The sequence below is a fragment of the Paenibacillus sp. MZ03-122A genome (genome assembly GCF_024213325.1).
In the GTDB taxonomy this organism is placed as follows: Bacteria; Bacillota; Bacilli; order Paenibacillales; family Paenibacillaceae; genus Paenibacillus; species Paenibacillus polymyxa_B.
This window is the reverse complement of record NZ_JANAVI010000012.1, coordinates 97180-121874: the sequence shown is the minus strand read 5'-3', so window position 1 is coordinate 121874 and position 24695 is coordinate 97180. Positions and strand designations below refer to the sequence as shown.

General features: G+C 47.3%; 7 protein-coding genes and 1 pseudogene. All 8 read right to left on the bottom strand.

All coding sequences use genetic code 11. The features are described 5' to 3' along the window. The coding region (locus NLX74_RS20905) for a non-ribosomal peptide synthetase (protein WP_254329862.1) at positions 1 to 14901 on the bottom strand (14901 nt) is incomplete at its 3' end. Positions 14902 to 16927: 2026 nt separating this feature from the next. Beyond that, positions 16928 to 17107, bottom strand: coding sequence for a hypothetical protein (locus NLX74_RS20900; RefSeq protein WP_235306323.1), 180 nt, complete (start codon positions 17105 to 17107; stop codon positions 16928 to 16930). Positions 17108 to 17406: 299 nt separating this feature from the next. Then, positions 17407 to 17715: a hypothetical protein gene (locus NLX74_RS20895; RefSeq protein ID WP_254329861.1), complete on the bottom strand. Its 309-nt coding sequence runs from the start codon at positions 17713 to 17715 to the stop codon at positions 17407 to 17409. A gap of 120 nt (positions 17716 to 17835) precedes the next feature. Next, complete coding sequence (locus tag NLX74_RS20890; RefSeq protein WP_250261360.1) at positions 17836 to 19686, bottom strand: ABC transporter ATP-binding protein; 1851 nt, start codon at positions 19684 to 19686, stop codon at positions 17836 to 17838. After that, complete coding sequence (locus NLX74_RS20885; protein WP_165179824.1) at positions 19679 to 21442, bottom strand: ABC transporter ATP-binding protein; 1764 nt, start codon at positions 21440 to 21442, stop codon at positions 19679 to 19681. Before NLX74_RS20885 ends, NLX74_RS20890 begins: the two co-directional genes overlap by 8 nt. Positions 21443 to 21516: 74 nt before the next feature. Continuing rightward, on the bottom strand, positions 21517 to 21927 hold the full coding sequence (locus tag NLX74_RS20880; RefSeq protein WP_250261362.1) for a MarR family winged helix-turn-helix transcriptional regulator: 411 nt from the start codon (positions 21925 to 21927) through the stop codon (positions 21517 to 21519). 768 nt (positions 21928 to 22695) lie between these two features. Continuing rightward, on the bottom strand, positions 22696 to 23718 hold the full coding sequence (locus NLX74_RS20875; RefSeq protein WP_254329860.1) for an NADH:flavin oxidoreductase/NADH oxidase: 1023 nt from the start codon (positions 23716 to 23718) through the stop codon (positions 22696 to 22698). A 174-nt stretch (positions 23719 to 23892) separates the two neighbouring features. Continuing rightward, a pseudogene (locus NLX74_RS20870) lies at positions 23893 to 24119 on the bottom strand (NAD(P)H-binding protein); the annotation flags it as partial. Positions 24120 to 24695 lie beyond the last annotated feature (576 nt).

The window sequence follows — 24695 nt, the reverse complement described above, 5'->3', positions numbered from 1 at the left end:
CGGTGCACTGCAAATGCGTACTGGAATCGTGTTGATAAACAGTCCGATCATGTTCTCCACACCCGGAAGGTCTGCCGGACGACCAGATACCACACCACCAAACACAATATCCTGATTATTATTGTATTGCTGTAAAATAACACCCCAAACGCTTTGCAGCAGTGTGTTAATCGTGACATGTTGTTGCTTGGCCATTTGGTTTAATGCCGCAGTCCGTTCTTTACCCAACCTAAAGGGCAGCTTTTCCGAAACATAGCCGGCATTTGAACTTCCACCGCTTCCGTCTGATTCTTCATTGCGTGCGACGACAGAAGCTTGTGCGTTCTCCCCAGGCAACAAGGTTTGCTGCTCAAAACCTGCCAAATAGTCACTCCAATAACGGGTTGCTTCCTGCGCATCCTGTTGTTCCAGCCATTCGATATAATCACTATACGGCTTGACAGGTGCGAGCTCTGGCTGTTTGTGCTCCATCAAGGCAACATATGCCCCAAACACTTCGTCCGTCATCAGGGACAGGCACCATCCGTCCATCACAATATGATGGAAGCTCCATACAAAACGGTATGAGCTTTCACCCGTGCGGAAGACGGATACTCGCATAAGCGCATCCTTGCTTAGATCAAAGCCTTGAGCTTTATCCTGGGTCACAAATTCAGCTACAGCGTGTTCGCGCCCTCTGACATCCTCATAAAAGAAGCTCGGATTTTTATGACGATAGACAATCTGCAACGGTTGACCATACCAGCCGCTGTAGAAATTCGTCCGTAATATAGCATGCCGGCTAACCAGCAGCTTCAGACTTTCCTCGAATAGGGACGGTTCAAAGTACCCCTCCAGATCAAAGGTTGCCTGTTCAAAATACACGCCTGTTTCTGCATTCATCAAACTATGGAACAGCATCCCCTTTTGCATGGGGGTTAGCGGATACACATTTTCCAATTCCCCAACCGTCTTGGTCTGCTCCTTAATCGTATCTAATTGCTCCATTGTCAGACCTTTTAGTAATACATCACTTGGAGTCAATTCGGTCCGCTCCCGTGTGACACAATGCTCAATCATTTCAAGCAGGTTGGATTTTAATAGATTAGCCAGCATGTGGACGGTGTCCTTACGGAAGGCTTTGCCGTTATACCGAATGTCGAGTTCCAGGATGCCGTTCGTTACGATTCCGCTCACATCTAGCGCATATTTCATCTTCGTCCGGTCACTAGCGATCGATCCAATTGAGTAAGGAGACCTACGCATACCGCTGTTGTGTAAGTCCTGATCCAGCTGTCCGAGATAGTTAAAGCTTACTTGTGGCTCGGCAAAAGCTTGATATTGACCTAGGCTCAGCACACCTGCTTGCTGACCAACCGCTTGGCCGGATTCACTCAAATATCTCCAAATTCCGTAGCCCATTCCTTTATTCGGAATAAGGCGCAGGCTCTCTTTGACCTGTTTGATGCGTTCCGACCAAGCGTGATTGCGACCGATGTCCAGCAATACCGGATATGGACTCGTAAACCAGCCTACCGTACGAGAAATGTCCGTATCCGGCAAAATGTTCTCACGCCCGTGTCCCTCTAAACTAATCAGGCTGCGTTCATGACCCGTCCACGTGTACAGCATCATGCCCAGTGCCGTCAGAAGCAGATCGTTCACTTCCGTGTTATATGCGCGGTGTGCTTGCTTCAATAATTTTGATGTCTCTTCCTCCGTAAGCTGGACGACCACTGCATCGGTGTCAGCCAAGGTAAAGGGCTCAGCCTGCGCTTGATCCTCAGGTAAACGTACTTGGTCAGACAAAGCCGCTGCGTTCCATTGCTCCCAGTAGGCGTGTTCACTGTCCATGGCTGTGCTATTCGCATAGGTGGAAAGTTTTTGTGACCAGGAACGGAATGAATCCGTTTTGTCCGGCAGCTGAAGCACTTCCTGATGAACGGCCTGTTCATAGGCAGTAGCCAAATCCTCAAACAAAATGCGCCAGGATACCCCATCCACCACCAAATGGTGAATCGCCATCAGAAAATGATCCCCATCTGCACAGTGGAACAAGCCAGCCTTTAACAGCGGTCCTTCTTGCAGTTGGATACTACTTTGAATTTCATTGGCTTTCGCTTCAATTGCCGCGCTGAGTATGGCTTTATCCGTCAAATCCCTAAAGTCCAGCACGTCCAGATGATACAGCTCGCCTTCCTGTATTCCGCGGTTCCATGCTTTATAGCCTTGCTCGGTTTTGCTGAACACCATCCGCAGTGCATCATGATGCTCTGTCAGTTTGCCAAGCGCCTGACGCAGCGCAGCTTCGTTAAAGCCCTGCTCCCGGTGCAGCATAACCGCCTGATTAAAGGGATGTGCATCCACTTGGGCCTGCGCAAAGAACCCATGCTGGATCGGAAGCATCACCGTTTCTCCGCTCACTTCTCCCTGATCTGCCATACGACTGACCTCGTGCATATGCGGTGCCAGGGTTGCGACGATGGGATAGCGGAACAAATCCTTCATGTCCAGCTTGTAGCCTGCCTGGAACGCACGCGACACGATTTGAATCGCCTTGATCGAATCGCCGCCCAGGTCAAAGAAATTGTCTAAAATACCGACGGTTGGCACGCCCAGGACGGACTGCCAGATCGCTACGAGTGCTCGTTCTGTTACAGTGCGTGGCGCTGCATAATCCGCTCCGCTTTGCAAACCGCCTTCTGGTGCTGGCAGGGACTTGCGGTCGATTTTACCGTTCGGTGTCAGCGGCATTTGCTCCAACTGAATGAAATACGACGGCACCATATAGCTTGGCAGCTCTTGTCCCAGCTCCTGTCTCAGCTCACCCGCTCCAAGCTCTTGACTCGCCACGTAGTACGCCACGAGCTGTGTTTGGCCTGTTTCGTCCGTGCGTGCCATGATGACCGCTTCTTGTACCGATTCCACCTGCAGTAGCTGCGATTCGATCTCGCCCAGTTCGATCCGGTAACCTCTGATTTTCACCTGATGGTCCATCCGACCCAAATATTCAATGTTGCCGTCCGGCATCCATCTTGCCAAATCGCCTGTACGATACATCCGCTCATGGTCTGACTTGTCATCAGCAAAGGGATTATTCACAAATTTCTCGGCCGTCAGTTCTTCACGTTTCCAATACCCACGGGCCAATCCTTCCCCTGCAATACATAACTCACCTGGTACGCCGACGGGCTGCAATTCCCCATTCGCATTCATGATATAGATTTGGGTATTCGCGATAGGACATCCGATATTAATGTGCTCCGCATGGGTCAGTTCCTGCACGGTCGACCACACCGTCGTTTCTGTAGGTCCGTACATGTTATAAATGCGAGGACCGTTTATTTCTTGCAGTGCTGCGAGCAGCTTGGACGGAAGGGCTTCGCCCCCGACCATAATGGCCTTCACGCTTTGCAGTGTGCGGGAACCTGCTTCATGACCTAGCAGCATTTGTAACCGGGATGGGGTCATTTGCAACATCTCAATCGAATGTTGAGTAATTAATTCACCCAGTGCCTGCGGATTCACCTGATGCTGGCTGTCGCCAAGCACCACCGTCATTCCACCCAACAGGGGCAGGATGGTTTCCAAGACGAAAATATCGAATGAAATAGTCGTCAGTGACAAAATGGTTTGGCTCGCTTCAAAGTCAATGACTTCACGCATTCCGGTAATAAAGTTGAGGACCGAGCGATGCTGGAGCATAACTCCTTTCGGATTTCCAGTCGAACCCGACGTATAGATGACATAAGCCAAATGCTCTGGCCGGGCAATCGTCTCCAGGTTGCCGCTTTCTCCCTGATACAAGGCTGCATCCTCAAGAAATATGGCATTGGCGTTGCAATGATGCTCTTCCAACAGATCACGACTGGTCAGAAGCACTGTGGCCTCGCTGTCTTCCAGCATGTATGCAATACGAGAGGACGGAAATTCGGGATCAATCGGCACATAAGCACCACCTGCTTTGAGAACAGCCAGGAGACCTACGATCATTTCCACTGAACGCTGTACCATCAGTCCGACCAGTTTGTCAGGCCCTACTCCTTGTGCTTGAAGCATTCGGGCCAATGAATTCGCCCGTTCATTCAGTTCCCGATAAGTCAGACTCTGATGTCCAAACACCAATGCCACCTGATCTGGCGTATATTCTACCTGCTCCTCGAACAGCTGATGGATCGTCTGATGAGACGGAAAAGCACAAGCGGTGTCATTAAATGCCGTTGTAATCTGTTGTTTTTCCGCGGCTGTGAGTAGTTCCAGCTCTTCAACACGAACATGCGGATTGAGCGAAATTTGCTCCAGCAGGCGTGCAAAATGCCCATACAGACGCTCAATACCTGCTTGATCAAAGCTGAGCGTGTTATACATAAAACGAATCTTGATGCCTTCACCTGGCATCACGACGACGTTCAGATCATAGTTGGTTTCCTCTGTAGACACCACGTTCGAAATCGTAAAATTATCCTGTCCATCACTGCCCAACTGCTCTACCTGCTGCTCCACCGGATAATTTTCAAAAATCATAATATGGTTAATTAAATCCTGTTTCTGCTCGGTCAGTGCTTGAATTTCATACAGCGGGAACGCATCATAACCATTGGAAGCCAGCGCCTGCTGCTGTGTTCGTTTCATCAGCTCGACAAAGGTTTCACCTTGTTCAGACTGCACGCGCACTGGAATCGTGTTAATGAATAGCCCAATCATGTGCTCCACACCTGGAATATCCCCTGGGCGACCGGACACAACGCTGCCGAACACAACATCCGAACTGTTATTATATTTTTGCAACAAGACGCCCCATACCGTCTGAATCAGCGTATTGATCGTCACCTGATTTTGCTTCGCCACTTGTTCGATCTGGGCAACCAGCTCCGGCTGGAATTCGCAATCCAGATCTTCAGCAACATATTCCCCGGTGTGCATCGATTTAGGCTGTATTTTTTGCTGCGGGAGCGTAATTTGCTGCTCGTAGTCCGCCAGATACCCACGCCAGTATTGCAAAGCTGCCTCACGGTCCTGACGTTCCAGCCATTCAATAAATCGACTGAACGGCGTGACAGGCTCCAGCGCTGGCTCATGACCCGCACGCAGTGCCAGATAGCTGCCGAATACCTCCTGTGTCATAAAGGAAAGGCACCAGCCATCCATCAAAATATGATGGAAGCTCCAAACAAAGTGGTACGTTTCATCCCCGGTTTGCAGGATCGAAATACGAATGAGTGCATCCTCTGTGAGATTGAATCCTTTCGCTTTATCCTCGATGACAAAAGCTTCAACACGAGCTTCTCGTTCCTCTTTTTCTAGTCCGCGCAAGTCTTCATAATATAATTGCCCGCTACGATTACGGAAGACGACCTGTACAGGCTCATCCTTCCAGGAGTTGATAAAGTTCGTCCGCAATGCCTCATGACGCTGTACGAGCAGATCAAAGCTTTTGCTGAAAGTAACCACATCAAACCGTCCATTCAATTCAAAGGTGGCCTGCTCAAAATAAGCTGCCGAACTCTCATCCATTAGACTGAAGAAGAGCATACCTTTTTGCATCGGCGTCAAAGCATACACATTTTCTAGTTCACCCATATCTTGTGTATCTTTCACCAATTGCTCCAGCTCGTCCAGCGTTACATGTTTTAACAAGACATCACTTGGGGTCAACACCGTTCTCTCTTGGGCTACACAATGATGAATGACTTCACGCAAGCCGGATGCTAGCAGCTCTCCCAGCCGTGAAATCGTGTCATGACGGAACTGCGTTGTGCCGTAGCGAATAGTGAAAATCAACTCGCCATCCTCGATTAATCCATTGATATCTAGTGCAAAATCCATAGCCGCGTTCGTGCTGACAGGTGCACCAATGGAATAGGAGGAAGGCTCCAGATCGTTGCCTTTATAATCCTGATCGAATTGGCCCAAATAGTTAAAACTGATCTCAGGCTGAGTCTTTAACTGCACGCCTGCTTTCTCCAAAACATTCATATCTGACAGGTATCGCAAAATACCGTAGCCAATACCTTTTTGCGGGATATGACGCAGGTCTTCCTTGACCCGTTTGATCAGACGAGCGGTATTTCCCCCTTGTGCCAGACTTCCATCCAGTACAACCGGGAATTGGCTCGTAAACCAACCGACCGTCCGCGTAATATCCACATCCGGTACAATAGCTTCCCGTCCATGGCCCTCCAGGTTGACCAACACCCGTTCGGAACCAGACCAGTCATAGACAGCTTTTCCGAGCGCAGCCAGCAACAGGTCATTCATTTCCGTGCTGTATGCGCGATGAGCTTGTTTGAGCAACTGCTCGGTTTCCTGCTTCGTCCAGCGGACAGTCACAACCTCACTGTCTCCGAGCCGTGCATTGTCATTCGTGAAATCCTTCGGCAAAGACTTCACAAGGCTGGCTTCTGCTTGTTCGATATGCTGCCAGTAGGCTAGCTCCCGTCCCATCGTCGCACGATTCGCATAGGCTGACAGCTGTTTAGCCCATACCTGGAATGAATCTGTTTTATGCGGCAGTCGAATAGCTGTGCCTATTTTACCTGCAACAGCCTGCTCATAACCGGATGCCAAATCCTCCAGCAAAATACGCCACGAAACACCGTCCACAACCAAATGATGAATCACGATTAGCAAATGATCGCCCTCAGCGCAATGGAACAGACCGAGCTTCACAAGCGGACCCTCGCTCAAATGAATGCTCGCTTGAATTTCGCTCGCCTTGGCTTCGACAGCGGTGGATTCGTCTTCAACTCCACTAAAATCTACAATGTCCAGCGTGTATAGCTCGCCTTCCTCCACACTGCGGTTCCAAGCGGCATAGCCCTGCTCCGTCTCACGGAATACCGTGCGCAATGCGTCATGATGCTGGACAATACGGTCCATCGTACGGCGCAGCGCTTCTATGTCAAAGCGCCCAGCTCGATACAGCATCATCGCCTGGTTGCTGTGGTGCAGATCAACCGGCTGCTGCTCGAAGAACCACCGTTGAATGGGTGTCAGTTCTACCTTGCCTACGGCCTCTTCCTGGCTGGCAATCTTGCCATCTGTACGAAGCAAAGGACTGAGTGACGCTACCGTCGGATTGCTGAACAAATCCTTCATGTCCAGTCGATACCCTGCTTGCAGCAATCGGGAGGATACTTGCAGCGCTTTGATCGAATCGCCGCCCAGTTCAAAGAAGTTATCCTGCGTACCTACGGCTTCTGCGCCCAGCACCCCAGCCCACACCGAAGCTAATACTTGTTCCACCGTAGTTCGCGGTGCCACATAAGCTGCACCGGTATGAATGCTTCCTTCCGGTTCCGGTAAGGCCTTGCGGTCGATTTTGCCGTTGCTGGTCAATGGTAAGGTCTCCAGACGCATCAAGCGTGCAGGTACCATATGTGCTGGCAGTGCTGCTTCCAGTGCTGCTTGTACTTCCTCGATCTGCAGCTCGGTTTCTCCCGTGATGTATCCGCACAAATACTTGTGCCCACGCTCGTCCGTCCGGTCGATGACTACGGCTTGACGCACACCGGGCACCCGTTGAATCGCCGTTTCAATCTCGCCCAGCTCAATCCGGTATCCGCGGATTTTGACCTGATAGTCCATCCGGCCGATAAAGTCCACATTGCCGTCTGGCATCCACCGCGCCAAATCGCCTGTGCGATACAGTCGTTCACCCGGTACGTATGGGTTCGCTACGAATTTTTCCGCCGTCAGGTCCGCACGGTTCAAGTACCCACGTGCTACCCCGGCTCCGCCAATACACAGCTCGCCCAGTACGCCGATCGGCACCGGATTCAGCTGGCTGTCCAAGATGTAAAACCGGGCGTTCAGCCACGCCTGACCAATCGGTACATTGCCGCTACTTGGCAGCTTCGACAGCTCTTCGTCGTAGAAGCTGGAATCAATCGCCGCTTCCGTGACGCCGTAGCTGTTCATAATGCGGATATCTGCGCCAAACCGTTCCTGCAGCACCCGATAATCCGTCACGCTGCAGCTGTCCGAGCTGGTGATCAGCAGTTCCAGACTGCTCATGTCCAGTCCCTGTTCATGTACATGCTGCATGAACGGTACAATTAAAGCCGGTGTGGATTCGAACACCGTAATCTGATAGTCGTGAATCCAGCCGTACAGACGGCTTGGGTCAATCCGGTCGTCTTTCGGGCAGATGACCATCGTGCCGCCGTTATAGAGCGCCCGCGCAATATCGCCGACGAACACGTCGAAGGAGAAACTTGCCAGTTGCAGCAATCGTACCGGGAACTGGTTCAGACGGTAATCCCGGCGGTAGGCCGCGGCTGTGTTTACCAAACTGTGATGCTCGATCATGACCCCTTTCGGGCGTCCCGTTGTACCGGACGTATAGATCATATACGCCAGATCCTGCGGCTCATTGATAGGTTCCACATCCGTGGCATCCCCGGTGTACAGCGACTCATCGTCCAGCGCCAGTACGGTGTGCAGACGCAAGTTCGTTGCGGATTTGGATGCTGCTTCGCTATTAGATGACGAATCTGATTTCAAGCTTAATCCCTCATTAAGGCTGTCTCTTTCCATCGTTTCAATGCTAACCGCCGTTTCCAGCTCGCCCTCAGCCTGCCCTCCGGCCAAAGCCTGTCGGCTTTCATTCAGCCATGCCTGCGCGCGCTCCTGCAAACCTGTTTGAGTCAGTAGCACTGTCGCACCGCTGTCCTCGAGCATAAAGCGGATACGTTCGGACGGATAATCCGCATCCAGTGGCACGTAAGCACCGCCAGCCTTCCACACCGCCAGTACGCCGACCAGCATGTCCACCGAACGCTCGCTCAAAATACCAACAATGGATTCGCGCCCAATGCCTTCATTCCGCAATCTACGAGCAAGTTGGTTCCCACGCTCGTTCAGCTCACGGTATGTAAGCTGCCGCTCCTCGTATACAACTGCCACGTGATCCGGCGCAAGCTGCGCTTGTTCTTCCACATAGGCGTGGAACAACCCTTCTGATTGCTTTTCATCACTCCATGCAGATACGCCTACTGATCCAAAACCGTCGATGATTTTCGCTTTTTCCGAAGCAGTCACTAGCTCCAGCTCATCTACCAGCGCATGCGGTTTGTGAATTGCTTCTTCAATCATATGCAGCAAATGCTCGCGGATTTGCTCTACAGCTGTACGTTCCAATACTCGCGCGTTGTACTCCAAATGGACATGAATTTCATCCCCCGGCACAACCGTAATGTTGAAATCATAGTTCGTTTGCTCCGATACGGAAGCATTGGCAATCGTAAAACCATTCGTACCACGGCTACCCATGTGCTCCATGCGCTGTTCCACTGGGTAGTTTTCAAACACCATAATATGGTTCACCAGGTCCTGTTTTTGCTCTGTCAGGGCCTGAATTTCATATAACGGATAGGTTTCATAGGCACGGGAAGCCAGTGCCTGCTCCTGTATCTGCTTCATTAACGCAGCAAACGTCATATCTTTCTCACTGTGAATCCGTACAGGAACGGTATTAATGAACAAACCAATCATTTTATCGATGCCTGGAATATCCGCTGATCTGCCAGATACGACACTGCCAAATACAACATCCCGACTGTTGTTATACCGTTGCAGCACAACGCCCCACGCCGCTTGCAGCAGTGTATTGACCGTTACCTGCTGCTGCTTGACCAGCTTGTTCATCTGCTTGGTCACTTCGCGGTCCAGTGTAAACGAAAGCTTGTCCGCTTCATATTCTTTAGCGTGACCGTCCAGCTGTTTTGCCTGCGGCAATACCGTCTGCTGCTCGAAACCAGCAAAATAATCACTCCAGAACCGTTCAGCCTCTGCTTTGTCCTGCCGCTCCAGCCATTCAATATATTCGCTGTATGGCGTTACCGGGACAAGCTCCGGCTTGCGGTCTTCGAGGATGGCAAAGTACGTATTAAATGCTTCCCCCACAACTAGGAACAAGCACCAGCCGTCCATCAAAATATGGTGGAAGCTCCACACAAAACGGTACGACTCCTCGCCTGTACGCAAAATAGACACCCGCATCAGCTCGCCTGAGCTAAAGTCAAACCCTTCTGCCTTGTCACGCTTTGCAAAATCAGCAATGTACGCGCCCAGTTCCTCTTGCTCCAGTGAACGTACATCTTCAAAACGGAATCCAGCCGCTTTATGGCGGTACACTACCTGTAAAGGCTGCTCATTCCACCCGCTATAAAAATTCGTTCTGAATATTTGATGGCGATCCACCAGTTGATTTAAGCTTTCGGCAAAAGCCTCCACTTGAAAGCTGCCTTGCAGATCAAATGTCGCCTGCTCAAAGTACGCCCCGGATTTCGGCTCCATTAAACCGTGGAACAGGATGCCTTTTTGCATGGGTGTGAGCGAATAAATATTTTCTAGTTCTCCCGCAGTAGCCGTCTGCTCTACAATATGATCCAGCTCTCCAGCCGTCAGTCCTTGGAAGGACAAGTCGCTTGGCGTCAGCTCTGGCAACTCTTTTTCCACACAGTGAGCCAATACCTCACGCAAGCTCTCCTGAAGCAGATCAGCCAGCTTTTTGATTGACTTTTTCATGAATGTTTTCCTGCTGTAGCTGATCGTCAGTTCCAGTGCACCGTCCGTGATCATGCCGTTGATATCCAGAGTATGCCGCTTGGTCAACGTATCACTAATGGAAGCTCCGATGGAATAAGGAGACATGCCAAATGCATTATGTTTCAAATCCTGATCGAATTGTCCGAGATAGTTAAAGCTGATTTCCGGCTCGGCGACAAAAGCGGCTTCCCCTTCCCTAGGCGCAGAAAGATATCTCAAAATACCGTATCCAATTCCTTTATGCGGCAAACGACGCAGCCCTTCCTTGACGCTCTTGACACGCCGTCCCACATTCCGATCCTCGCCCATATCGAGTACAACCGGGAATTGGCTGGTAAACCAACCGACCGTACGCGTAATATCCACATCCGGCAAAATAGCTTCCCGTCCGTGATCCTCCAGATTTACAAGCACCTGACGGATGCCTGCCCACTCCTGAATTGCGGTGCCCAGAGCTGTCAGCAACAGGTCGTTCGCTTCCGTATTGTAGGCCCGGTGTGCCTGCTTCAAAAATTGTTCTGTTTCTTCTACCGTCCACGCTACTGTCAGTGTGCGGTCATCTCGTAGCTGAGGCTTGGCCTCGGATTTGCAAGTGTAATCCTTGGGCAAAGCTGCTTGTGTAGCTGCCGCTTGCTCCAGCTGTTGCCAGTACGCACGCTCCTTCTCCAAAGCCGAACTGTTCGCATATGTTGACAGCTGATCAGCCCACAGACGGAAGGAATCCGTCTTATTGGGCAAACGGACAGACTCGCCACGTAAAGATTGCTCATAGCCGGTTGCCAAATCTTCCAGCAAAATACGCCAAGACACGCCGTCGACCACCAAATGGTGGATCGCTACCAACAAATGGTCTCCATCGATGCAACGGAACAGACCCAGATTTACCAGCGGTCCTTCGGACAGGTTTATGTTGTTTTGAATTTCAGTTGCTTTCGCCTCAATCGTCGCGCTCAGAATGGCTGCATCTGTCAAATCCCTAAAGTCCAGCACGTCCAGATGATACAGCTCGCCTTCCTGTATTCCGCGGTTCCACGCTTGAAAGCCTTGCTCGGTCTTCCTGAACACCATCCGCAGTGCATCGTGGTGCTCCGTCAGCTTGATAAGCGCCTGACGCAAAGCAGCTTCGTCAAAGCCCTGCTCCCGGTGCAGCATAACCGCCTGATTAAAATGATGCGCATCCACTTGCTCTTGTTCAAAGAACCCGTGCTGGATCGGAAGCAACGCTGTTTCCCCGCTCACTTCTCCCTGATCTGCTATATGACTTGCCTCGTGCATGTGCGGTGCCAATGCTGCAACGGTTGGATATCGAAGCAGATCCTTCATGTCCAGCTTGTAGCCTGCCTGGAACGCACGAGATACGATTTGAATCGCCTTGATCGAATCGCCGCCCAGATCAAAGAAATTGTCCAACATTCCGACGGTTGGCACGCCCAGGACTGACTGCCAGACGGCTGCGAGTGCCCGTTCCGTTGCAGTGCGTGGCTCTACATAATCCGCTCCGCTTTGCAGGCTGCCTTCCGGTGCTGGCAAGGACTTACGATCAATTTTACCGTTCGGTGTCAGCGGCATCTGATCCAATTGAATGAAATACGACGGCACCATATAGCTTGGTAGCTCCCGCCCCAGCTCACTTCTCAGTTCGCTGGCTCCGAGTTCTTGACTCGCCACATAGTACGCCACGAGTTGTTTTTGACCCGTTTCGTCCGTATGGGCCACGACGACCGCTTCTCGTACCGATTCCACCTGCAATAGCTGCGATTCAATCTCGCCCAGTTCGATCCGGTAGCCCCGGATTTTCATCTGGTGGTCCATCCGTCCCAAATATTCAATGTTGCCGTCCAGCGACCATCTCGCCAAATCGCCTGTACGGTACATACGTTCATACCCGACTTTGCCTCCGGCAAACGGATTATCCACAAATTTCTCGGCCGTCAGTTCTTCGCGATTCCAATATCCACGGGCCAATCCTTCCCCTGCAATACATAACTCGCCCGGCACACCGACTGGCTGCAATTCCCCACTCGCATTCATGATATAGATTTGGGTATTCGCGATGGGACGTCCGATATTAATGTCTTGAGCATGAGTCAGTTCCTTTACGGTCGACCACACCGTCGTTTCTGTAGGTCCGTACATGTTATAAATGCGGGGACCGTTTATTTCTTGCAGTGCTGCGAGCAGCTTGGACGGAAGGGCTTCACCCCCGACCATAATTTCCTTTACGTCTCGCAACGCGCGGAAACCTGATTCATGATCCATCAGCATTTGCAGCCGCGATGGTGTCATTTGCAACATATCAATATGATGGTGAGCAATCAACTCACCAAGCGCCTGAGGGTTCACCTGATGCTGGCGGTCGCCAAGCACAACAGTCATTCCACTCAACAGGGGCAGGATGGTTTCCAAGACGAAAATATCGAATGAAATGGTCGTCAGTGACAAAATCGTTTTGTTCGCTTCAAAGTCGATGATTTCACGCATCCCGGTAATAAAGTTGAGTACCGAGCGATGCTGGAGCATAACTCCTTTCGGATTTCCAGTCGAACCAGAGGTATAGATGACGTAAGCCAGATGCTCTGGGCGGGCAAACGCCTCTAGGTTGCCGCTTTCTCCCTGATACAATGCTGCATCCTCAAGAAACATGGTATTGGCGATGTAATGATGTTCTTCTGCCAGATCACGACTGGTCAGAAGCACTTCGGCCTTGCTGTCTTCCAGCATGTATTCAATACGAGATGACGGAAATTCGGGATCGATCGGCACATATGCACCACCTGCTTTTAAAACGGCCAGCAGACCTACGATCATTTCCAATGAGCGCTGCACCATCAGACCAACCAGTTTGTCAGGTCCTACTCCTTGTGCTTGAAGCATTCGTGCCAATGAATTCGCCCGTTCATTCAGCTCCCGATAGGTCAGACACTGATTTCCAAACATAACCGCTGTCTGATCCGGTGTACGTTCTGCCTGTTCCTCGAATAGCTCATGAATCCCCACATTGTGTGGATAGGGCACTGCTGTCGCATTAAATACATCCATAATTTGTGCCCGCTCTTCGTCACTCATCAGTGACAACTCCTGAATCCGCTTCTGTGGCCCTTTCACCATATGCTCTACCACACTCAGGAATTGGCGAATAATTCGGGCGATCTCCTGCTCGCTGAACAACTCGGTCCGATAATCCAGTTGCAATACAAGTTTATCGTCATCCAGCATGTCTATCATGGCAATATCGAAGTCACTCACCGTATCTCCGCAGAAATCGGTATGCACCTGCTGAACGGCTTCATCAAAACGGGAGAAGCTCAGTGTACGGTATTGAATGGTAACGCCAAACAGGCGGCGAATATCCGTGCCGCTTTGCTGTTCACGCAAATCCTGCATGATTTTGTTGTACGGATAACGCTGATGCCGCAAAATGGACGCCTGCTCCTTGCCAACACCTTGCAGGAAGGTGAGTAGCTCGGATTCCGGCTCAACCCGCAGACGTGTAGCCACAGTGCTGACGAACATGCCCATTGTATTTTTTTCCTTCTTCAACGTACGGTTAGCATACAATGTGCCCACGGTTAAATCCTGTTCCCCTGTCATTTTATGCAAATAAATATACAGAGCAGCCAGGAAAAATGTAAAAATACTGATGTTATTCGCCTCGCAAAAAGCCGTGACACCACGATATAATTCGTGCTCCAGTGTATAGTTCTCCCGGCGTGCAGCCGTACTCACCGTAAGTGGATTGTATGATTTTAAACCTGTAACCTCCGGCAAATCGGCAAATTTCTCCGTCCAGTATATCTTGTCCTTTTGATAGCGGTCCGATTGCTCATAGCTTTGCTCCACCTGAATAAAATCGAGATATGAATTCGCTGGAGCCGACGCATCTGAACCTGTACCATGCACAATATTCATATAATGCCCCGTAATTTCATTAATGGCCTGCTCCATGGTTACGCCGTCCGAAATAATATGGTGCATTTTGAAACTAAACCAGGTGTCTTCTGCCCCCAACCGCAAAATAACAAACCGATACAGCTGCGAATCCAACAAGGGGAACGGCTGTGCGTTATGATGGCTGACCCATAGCTCAGCTTCCTCCGGGGTAACCTGAAGCGTTTCTATGCTTTGAGCAGCAAACGGCTCCACATATTGATAGGGGATGCCGTCCCGAGCCGTGATTTTGATACGAAAAGAATCGTTTTGTGCAATCACCCGGTTCATTGCCTGCTGCAATGCATCTATTCGAACTGTTCCCTTGATTTTAACAGTGGTAATAATCGTGGACGTGTTGCGATTGGGATACACAAGCTCCGTGTACCAAATACGTTGCTGTGGTTGGCTTAATGCAAACAATTGAACATTGTGCTGAGTCATACGTATCTCTCCTCGCGAAATAGATGTGGGTAAAAAGTAACTCCTCATAAATGACCGTCCTTGTCAAGGAACTGGTCATGCGTACCTTTTCACCGGCATTAAATTGCCAATGACAGTCGGCAAAAGCGACCACTCCTGATATACCATTGAGATATGGGTGTCTTCGAAGAGCTAAATTTGAATAGAAACAAGCACATCTCTCTTTTTCATCACTCACACTTTCGCAGTGCAAGCTTTTTTAGTTGGGCGGACATAGTGAAATAACTCTGACTCTGGATGTATGAATATGTGCATGGAGTGAGAACATTTTTGAATTATGCTGAGAGTACATCTTGGTGGTGGGTTGTAGAATGGTTGCCGCAGTGTTAACAACGTAGTGTATCATGCTGTGTGCTGTTAGAATCTTGGCTGGAGGGTATCGATGCTGCGAGATACATGAGCTGCTGCAGCGTGGTTAGGAGCGTAATTCTAGGATGAAAGGACAAAAAAATACTCACGACTGCGTTTATAACTTCCCTGATTTTGTACATGGATGAAAAATGATGGTCATCGGACGAGCCAACGGGATTCCAAGGCTGTTTAGGATATATTTCGCATACCTTAAAATAATAGAGTTGACTTTTGGAATACGGAAAATGTGAGACGGATTTACCAGATATGATGCTATGGACAGGAAATCTTGCAGTTTTGCCTATACAACTGCCATGCTGTTTCAATTACAATCAGTGCTCCCATACAGTGTCTAAAAAAGAAAACAGCTTATGTACTTATGAAGCCATTTCGGGAAGCCGTTGAGGGCATATTGTTCTGCTTGATATCCATGGAGCTTCTGTTGAACAACTTTCATGTTCTGTAAGCCATTCAGGTTTAAAGCCCCCATGTCGAGCGAAACAAAATAACTGGATCTTCTCAGTCAGATGGATCACGTTTTTAAAACCAAGTCATGACCGAGTTGACATATAAATTTCTCATATCCTCTTACTGTCCAAAATCTCACAATAAATCCTTATATCCCTTTTTTCCTCCCAATACTTTCTAGCTATTTTAAATATACAAACTTTAAAACCGATTAGCATGGGACATAAGTTCCAAATTGATGGATTTCATGAAATCAATAAATAACCCATATTATTCTATTATTTTTATATCTTCAAATGCAAGAATTTTACTTTTTTATTAAATTGAATACTGAACATGACCCGTTAACGTGATTCAAAACAAAATTTTTGATTTTATAAATTGATAAAATCAAAATGATGTAGGCTTGCAAGAAAGTCTCGAAATCCTTGTGCCAAAACAAATTTTACGTTACATACCATTAACACAAATATAACAAATCAATCCTGACATTATCCGACAAATTTCAACTTTTTCAGCAATATTCTTTAATTACCTATATCATGGAATTTATTTGCATTAAGCTGGAATGATTCAAAATTAATAACTCTTCACTTTTTAAATAGATAGTGACTTTTAATAGATCTTTTGAACTAATTTACATGCGGAATTTTCTTTAATTTTTCTTGTGAAATTTTAGTTCAGCTTAAATTTCCTCTAATTTAAGCTATAAATTTTATTTTTTAATTAATAGAAACGTTTTGATTCCCCTTTAAAAATATAAATTTTTAAAAAAATCATAACTTTAGAACTATTTTTTTTCGCAAAATTTAATGAACGGAAAATACAAAATAGCAAGTCTCCATGTTGCAAGAGACTTGCTTTTTTAAAGTTTTGGCGACTTGACCCTTAAGAATGAACTGAATACTCCCACAGCGAACGTACCGGAAATATTTGTTGTGGGATATATACTGTGTACGAATCGAATCGTTTTTGTTGCCGAGCGCATCACAACCGAGTGAGCTTCTGCCCTGTGACCAGACAGGAAACGAATCCTTTGAAACCACTCATCAGAAATCCAGACAAACCCTCTACATCACGTCTTTTAAATGACAAGGGCTTGCCGCAGCTGTTCACATTAACCGATTCAAAATGGTGTGCGTCAGGCAGGAAAACGATTCGAAATGCTTCACTCGTTGGGAAGCTCCAGTTTTTTACGCAAAACAATCTCATTACTGTCTTCCTCGCTAAACATCCCATACAAACGAGCGCTGACAGCCCATCCTGACAATCCAAACTGTTCCGAACTGGAGATCTCCATTAATGCGCCATCCAAAGCAATAATTAAATCACCGCTTTTTACCGTCAATGGTTGTTCGCCTAATTTACCAGCTTGCACTGCTTCCGTAATGAGAAACAGCGAAACATCTCTAACCTAGCATCGTTCCCCTTTTAGTTGATCCAACTGTTAAGTCTCTTAGCATCCAGCCAATGGAATATGTATTTTGTGGTATGGATTATTCTTCCCAGTATATTGACATAATTAACAAAAATGCTGACATCTATGTAACTCGATGTCAGCAGGCAGAAATCAGCACTGTCAATTTGCTGTAAAGATATACTACGAAGTCAACAACCTTCAGCAGAATAAGAATAGTGAATAGTTCTTCACCCATTCACCACATCTGCTTGCAAATCTGTTGCAATTTCAATCATCTTAGGCACGACAGCCTCATCGGAAATAGCCACATACACATCACCCATGTAATGACGAAAAGGTATTTCTACATCAGCATACTTCCACATGAAAAAGTCTCCCTCGATCGACATGGTACTCTCAGCACCTTGTATGATTAGCACTCGTGAATACGAAAAGTCTGGCTGGGATGCAAAGTAATCTTTGCACTCCTCCAGGGAAATGGATGGCTCCACAGGACTTTCCTGTATGGAACGGGTGATTCGAAAACGCTGGTTCATTGATCTGCCTCCACAATTATGATTAAAAAATTCTGGCTTTCATACCTTATAATGTCCACATGCTGCTGTCAATTTCGTTAGAATTATATGGATATTTAATGTGCTTTCAAGCATTTAGTTTTAAGATGCATGTTCAAACTGACTATTGTATAGATCGGCATAGAAGCCGCCTTTAGCCAACAATTCCTCATGGTTACCCATTTCGATAATGTCACCGTCCTTCATGACCAGAATCAGATCCGCATTCTTGATCGTCGAAAGTCGGTGAGCAATCACAAAGGAGGTTTTCCCCACAGTCAGCTGGTCCATCGCTTGTTGAATCAGCAATTCCGTACGCGTATCGACCGAGCTTGTGGCCTCATCCAGAATGAGCATGGGTGAATCTTCAATCATCGCTCTTGCAATGGTAATCAATTGCTTTTGACCGGCAGAGAGATTGGCTTTGTCATCCAGCACTGTATCATAGCCCTGCGGCAGTGTTTTAATGAAGCTGTGCAGACCCACCGCTCTACATGCAGCTTCCACCTGCTCATCGGTAACATGATCTTTGGAAAAGACGATATTGTCACGAATCGTTCCTTCGAACAGCCAGGTATCCTGAAGCACCATACAGAATAATTCATGAATATTCTCGCGCGTTAATTGGCTAATCGGGGTGCCGTCAATGTAGATTTCTCCATCGTTCAGCTCATAAAACCGCATGAGCAAATTCACGAGCGTGGTCTTACCAGCGCCTGTCGGACCGACAATGGCAATTTTCTGACCAGCTTCAGCTTTCATGGAGAAGTCCTTGATGATCATACGATCTGCATTATAGCCGAAACGGACATGTTTGAATTCGACATCCCCTTTGGCAGTGTCCAGCTTTATGGTCTTGTGACGCTCATCTGCCAATTCTTCTTCACCCAGAAATTCGAATACACGTTCACTGGCGGCAGCCGCCGACTGCAGATTGGTTGCGGCCTGTGCCAGCTGCGACAAGGGCTGTGTAAACAGACGAATATACACCATGAAGGCGACAATAGTTCCAATAGTTATAGTCTGTTGGTTGACCAGCAAAGCTCCCACGACACAGACCGCGACATAACCAAAATTTCCAATGAACATCATGACTGGCATCATCAGACCAGACATGAATTGGGACTTCCATGCATTTGTATATAAGCGGCTGTTAATGCCATGAAACACTTCCTTGGCTGCTTGTTCCCCGTTATATACCTTGACTACGTTATGACCAGCATAAGTTTCTTCGATATGACCGTTGATCTGGCCAAGCTCCGCTTGCTGTGCAACAAAGTATTTCTGTGAATGCTTCATAATCACGCTCATCAGGCAAAAGCCGATCAGCGTAGCTATAATTCCGGTAACGGTCATGATCCAGTTCGTATACAGCATCATAATCAAGGCGCCCACAAAGGTAGCCAGCGCACTGACAAGCGTGCCGAGACTGTTGTTTAACGTTTGTCCAATGGTGTCGACATCGTTGGTTACACGGCTAAGCACATTACCGTAGCTCGTAGAGTCAAAATACTTCAAAGGCATATGATCGATTTTTCGAGACAGTTCTGTCCGCATCTTCTTTGTAAGACGCTGTGAGACGGTTGCTGTAATGAAGCCCTGGAAATAGTTAAAGATAAGACCAAATCCATATAAAAGCGCCAATACAAGAACAATCTTCTGAACAGCACTTACATCAATCCCGGTCACGATTCCTTCCTGAATCAGGTTGGCAATATCGCTGAGCTTATCGGGGCCAATCACGTTGAGGGTGGAGCCGACCAGGGCCAGTACCATAGCTAGTATAATCATAGGCACATAGGCCTTGCTGTAGGATACAAGCTGACTGATGGTCTTTTTAAAATTATTCGCTTTTTCACCAGTACCCTTGCCCCCCGCGGGTCCTTTACCCATGGGACCTCGCTGATTCATTTTCATTTGCTGGCTGTCGACGGTGTGTTCATTCTTATCCATGTATGAGTTCCTCCTTCGAAAGCTGCGAATATGCGATCTCCTGATAGGTGCTGCAGTTCGTCATCAGCTCTTCATGCGTGCCGCTCCCTACAATCTCTCCCTGGTCCAGCACGATAATCCGATCAGCGTCTTTGATAGTACCTATGCGCTGACCAACGATAAGTGTCGTAGCGTGGCCGGTTTCTTTTTTGAGAGCGGAGCGCAGAATTCGGTCTGTTCTGTAGTCTAATGCCGAGAAGGAATCATCGAAAATATAAATTTCCGGCTGACGGTAGATGGCACGCGCAATGGACAGTCGCTGCTTTTGACCACCGGACACGTTCGCTCCACCTTGCGAAATTCTACCCTGATATTGACCATCCATCTTTTCGACAAACTCCGTTCCTTGAGCAATACCAACGGCTTCTTTAACGAGTTTCTCCGAAGCTCCTGCTCTTCCGTTATCGCCATACGAAACGTTGGATACAACCGTACCGTTGAACAATACAGCTCTCTGGGGGACATACCCGATTTTGTTATGGAGTGCCTGCTGATTATAGTTCCTGACATTCACACCATCCACGAGTACCTCCCCCTCGGTCACATCATAGAAACGGGGAATCAGATTGATCACGCTGGTTTTTCCGCTGCCTGTAGCGCCAATAAAGGCAACCGTCTCGCCTCGTTTCGCCGTAAAGCTAATGTTGCGAAGCACGGCCTCCTCCGCGTCTGGATATTTGAAGCTGACATTACGGAATTCCACTTGCCCCATAACGCTCTCTTCTCCTGTCGTCTCATGCCCGTTAACGATGCTGGATTCGGTATTCAAAACCTCCATGATCCGTTTGGCAGAGATCGAGGCGCGAGGCATCAGAATGAATATCATACTTACCATCATAAAGGCCATAACCACCTGCATTGCATAAGAGGAGAATACGACCATATTGGAGAACAACGTGATGCGGTCTGGTACGGCCGCCCCGTTAATCAGGTAAGCGCCGATACAATAGATAGAGACACTCAGACCTGACATAATAAAGGTCATACCTGGGCCAATCATCGTCATTAATCGGTTCGCGAACAGGTTTGTATTCGTCAACTCAACGTTAGCCTGCTCGAACTTCTCCTGCTGATACTGATCTGCATTATAAGCGCGTACTACCCGAAGTCCGATCAGATGCTCACGTGTTACCCTGTTCAGATTATCGGTGAGACGCTGGATTCTCTGAAAACTTGGAAGAGCGAAAACAACAATGACACTTAGCATTAAAATCAGAACAGCCACGGCCGCTCCTGTGGAGGCGGTCCACTGCCAGTTTTTATCCGCAATCTTCACAATAGCCCATACGGCCAGAATAGGTGCCTTGATGATCACCTGCAGCCCCAGCGCAACCACCGTTTGAATCTGCGTAACATCGTTCGTGGAGCGGGTAATGAGGCTTGCCGTCGAAAAGCTGTTCATCTCTTCCATCGAAAAGGATAAGGTCTTGTCAAAGACCATCGCACGCAGACGCATAGCCAGCCCAGCAGCCACCTTTGCCGCGAAATAGCCCACAATAATAGATGCAATCATACTGCCGACGGCACAAAACAACATGTAACTGCCGGGAATCAGCAGTTCGGACACAGGCGTTCCTTCCGTTTGCAGCTTGGTCGTAATTTCCGCCATATAATCAGGCAGCTTCAGATCAAGCCATACCTGCACAACGATGAAAGCTAGGCTGCAAAGTACGAGCATCCATTCATTTTTCTTGAGATATTTGAATATCTTTAGCATTCTGTTGCTCTCCTTTTATCTGATAGTCTTTGATGTTTGGTGAAGTATGGTGCGTCCTGCATCTGCATAGAAATTCAGCTTCTAGAGACAATAAGCTTAATGAGTCGAATCAGTTCTTTAGCATCCTCTTCGTCTAACTTTCGAAGAACATTCTCGGTCCATGCAATTCCTTCATTATGCTTATCAATCATAAATTGCTTACCTGAATCCGTAATGAATACAATCACCTTACGTTTGTCGTTGACATCAGTACGCCGTACAACTAGTCCTTTCTTCTCCAGACTCTTCAGTGCCGTTGCTACCCGTCCCGTACTGACGGACAAGTATTCGCTCAAGTGGCCAGAGGTAACCCCGTCCTTATTGAAATTCAGACAAATGAGAATCCCCATTTCGCCACGTGAGAAGTGCCCTCGTTCCTCTAATGCCGGTTTCCGCGATTTGACGATATACTCGAATAATTCTGTCGCTAATGCTTTATAATCCAATGGTCACAACACCTTCTCGCTAATACCTTTATACTATAAGATAATTAATCTTATAGTATAAGGTAATTAATCTTATAGTATAAGATAATAATAATGTCGAGTCACAAAGTCAATTAGAGAAAATATGGAATACAAAAAAATCCTTCGTAACTAGCTTGTATTTGTACCAATTTTTCTACACAAAGTCCAATGTAAAGACATCAGAGCTAAAACTGAATCTCTTCTTATGTATCTTCCTCTGAACATCTTCATTATTGTTTGTAAGGTCAAGTTCTACATGCCGTACTTTGATGAATCGTCTGGTCATCGATTCCGCCCACAGATTCAAAGCATATTCGGCAATCTTACGCACTTCTCCCGCCACAAACGGAAACCTTCTTCCATGCTCCTGCCCAGGCAGCCAGCAAATTGGTTTGAGCAACAATATTCTGGATGCTCTCTGTGATCGCAGAGTTCATTAATTAGACCTTTTGTAGAGTACCTTGATAGAGTACTTTACAGAAGGTCTAAAGGACGTACTTTTTTTGCTTAATCGACCAATTCAAATTCCTTTATCGTTGCATTCGGTCTTAAAATATTTTCCTGGTCGAATATAGCTAGAGGTTCATCATTTTTAACTTTGACAGGCCATGATTAGCAAGAGCTCCTTTGCCGCCATAAAACGCAAGTTGCTCTCCTTGTGGTTGCACTGCTGATGAAGCCAATTTATTTGATTCGAATCGTTTTACTGACCCAAGCAGGCTCAACCAGTAATGTATACAGTCAATCTTAAAACCCTGTAGTATACTGTGTAGGGATTGCAGTTTCTTTTTTCAATTTTGATGCTGCTTCCAGTGACCAATAAGGATTTCTCAACATCCCTCTACCCACAGCAACCAGATCGGCCTCTTCATTACCGATAACTGCATTCGCCAAAATTGGATCTTCCAGTCTTCCAACGGCCATCACCGGAATATCCAGAGCTTCTTTGATATCTTTTGCCAAGGGGACTTGATACGCTGCGTGAGTTCCTGGTCTGCCCCATGCAGCTATAGGTCCCTCACCGCCAGATGAAATATCAAACATATCTACTCCTGCCTTTTGGTATTCCTTGGCAAAAGCAATGCTTTCCTTAATACCATATCCACCTTCTACATATTCTTTGGCAGAAATACGCATCAACAGTGGCATATCTTCCGGCATTTCGCCCTTCGCTGCCTGAATGATCTCCCGACCAAAGAGGGTAAGATCTTTACCATATTCATCTTCCCGTTTGTTCGTAAGCGGCGAATGAAATTGATGAATCAAATAGCCATGTGCACCATGAATTTCAATGCTGTCGAATCCAGCCTTAACAGCGCGAGCTACAGCAGCACGAAATTTCTCAACGAGTCTTTTAACCTCTTCTGTTGCAAGCGCGCGAGGTTGTTTTGAATTTTCATCAAATGCAATAGCAGATGGTGCTACAGGGACTTCAGCATCTTCCGCCTTGCGTCCGGCATGCGCGATCTGGATTCCCACTTTGGCACCGTAGCTGTGACAAGCATCTACAATCCGTTTGAGAGCAGGAATCTGCTCATCTGACCATAAACCAAGATCAAAATCGGAGATACGACCATCTGGCTCTACATCTGTCATTTCAATTATGATAAAACCAGCTCCGCCTACCGCCCGGTTAACGTAGTGTATATAGTGCCAATCTGTGGCGACCCCATCCTTTTTGTCAACCGAATATTGGCACATTGGAGGCATAACTACGCGATTTTTCAATTCCAAACCTTTAATTGTATAGGGACTAAATAAATCTTTCATGTGAGAAAGACTCCTCTCTGATTTATATTATGAAATGCATCAATAAAATGCATGCACAAGCATATACATTAACATGTTTGTTTCATTTGTCAACTCTAGGCATGATCTCAAAACTTCAAAGTAATTGGTGCAAATAATTCATTATTGTTTGGATTCACACTTGATCATTCATCTTCAGATTTTTTGCAATGCTTCGACAACTGAATCGTCACCAGTAATCAGATCAATGCTCGCTTGTATGTGTTCTCCTCATCTAAAGCTGCCATAATGGCACGGGCTACATCCTCACGTGGGATGCTGCCATAGGTGATATTCTCCGCGGCAGCCACTTTTCCCGTACCGATTTCACTTAAAAGAATCCCCAGTCTTATGATTGTGTAGTTCAAACTGCTGCTTTCCAGCTATGAGTAATGGCTATACTTGAGACAAAAGTTATTCTTACATTCCTAAAATTTCTAGTTATAAGTGATACTTTCTTGCTTTATAACTGAGACTTTTTACGTTTTTTTGGATTATAACTGAGACTTATCCTCCAACAATAACATAATCACACCCTAATATGATCACTCGTCATTCTATAACTGTGAAGAGAAATGAGAACCAGTAGATTCCTTTTAGCTACTGGTTCTACCTGAACCGCAACAGCGACACAACATCCGTTTGAGTAAACTGTAGGCGATCTGCCCGGCTAAAAAAGTCTCAGACATATACCAAAAAAAGTATAGCTAAATTCGTCTCATGTATTACCGTAACTCATACCTGCGTCAATATGCCGGAAGTGTATTCAATAAGATATCCTTTTTCACGAAGCATATTTGATTGTGTTTCTAATCCGACGCTGAAACTCCATTGGTGATTTAACCTTTCCGATATGAATTTCTATCGTATTATCCCACCGAAAATAGCCGTAAATATTCGTCCCTTTACCAGGAACTCTTAGCCACCAGACTATTCGTGTTAAAGCTAAGCAATCCAAG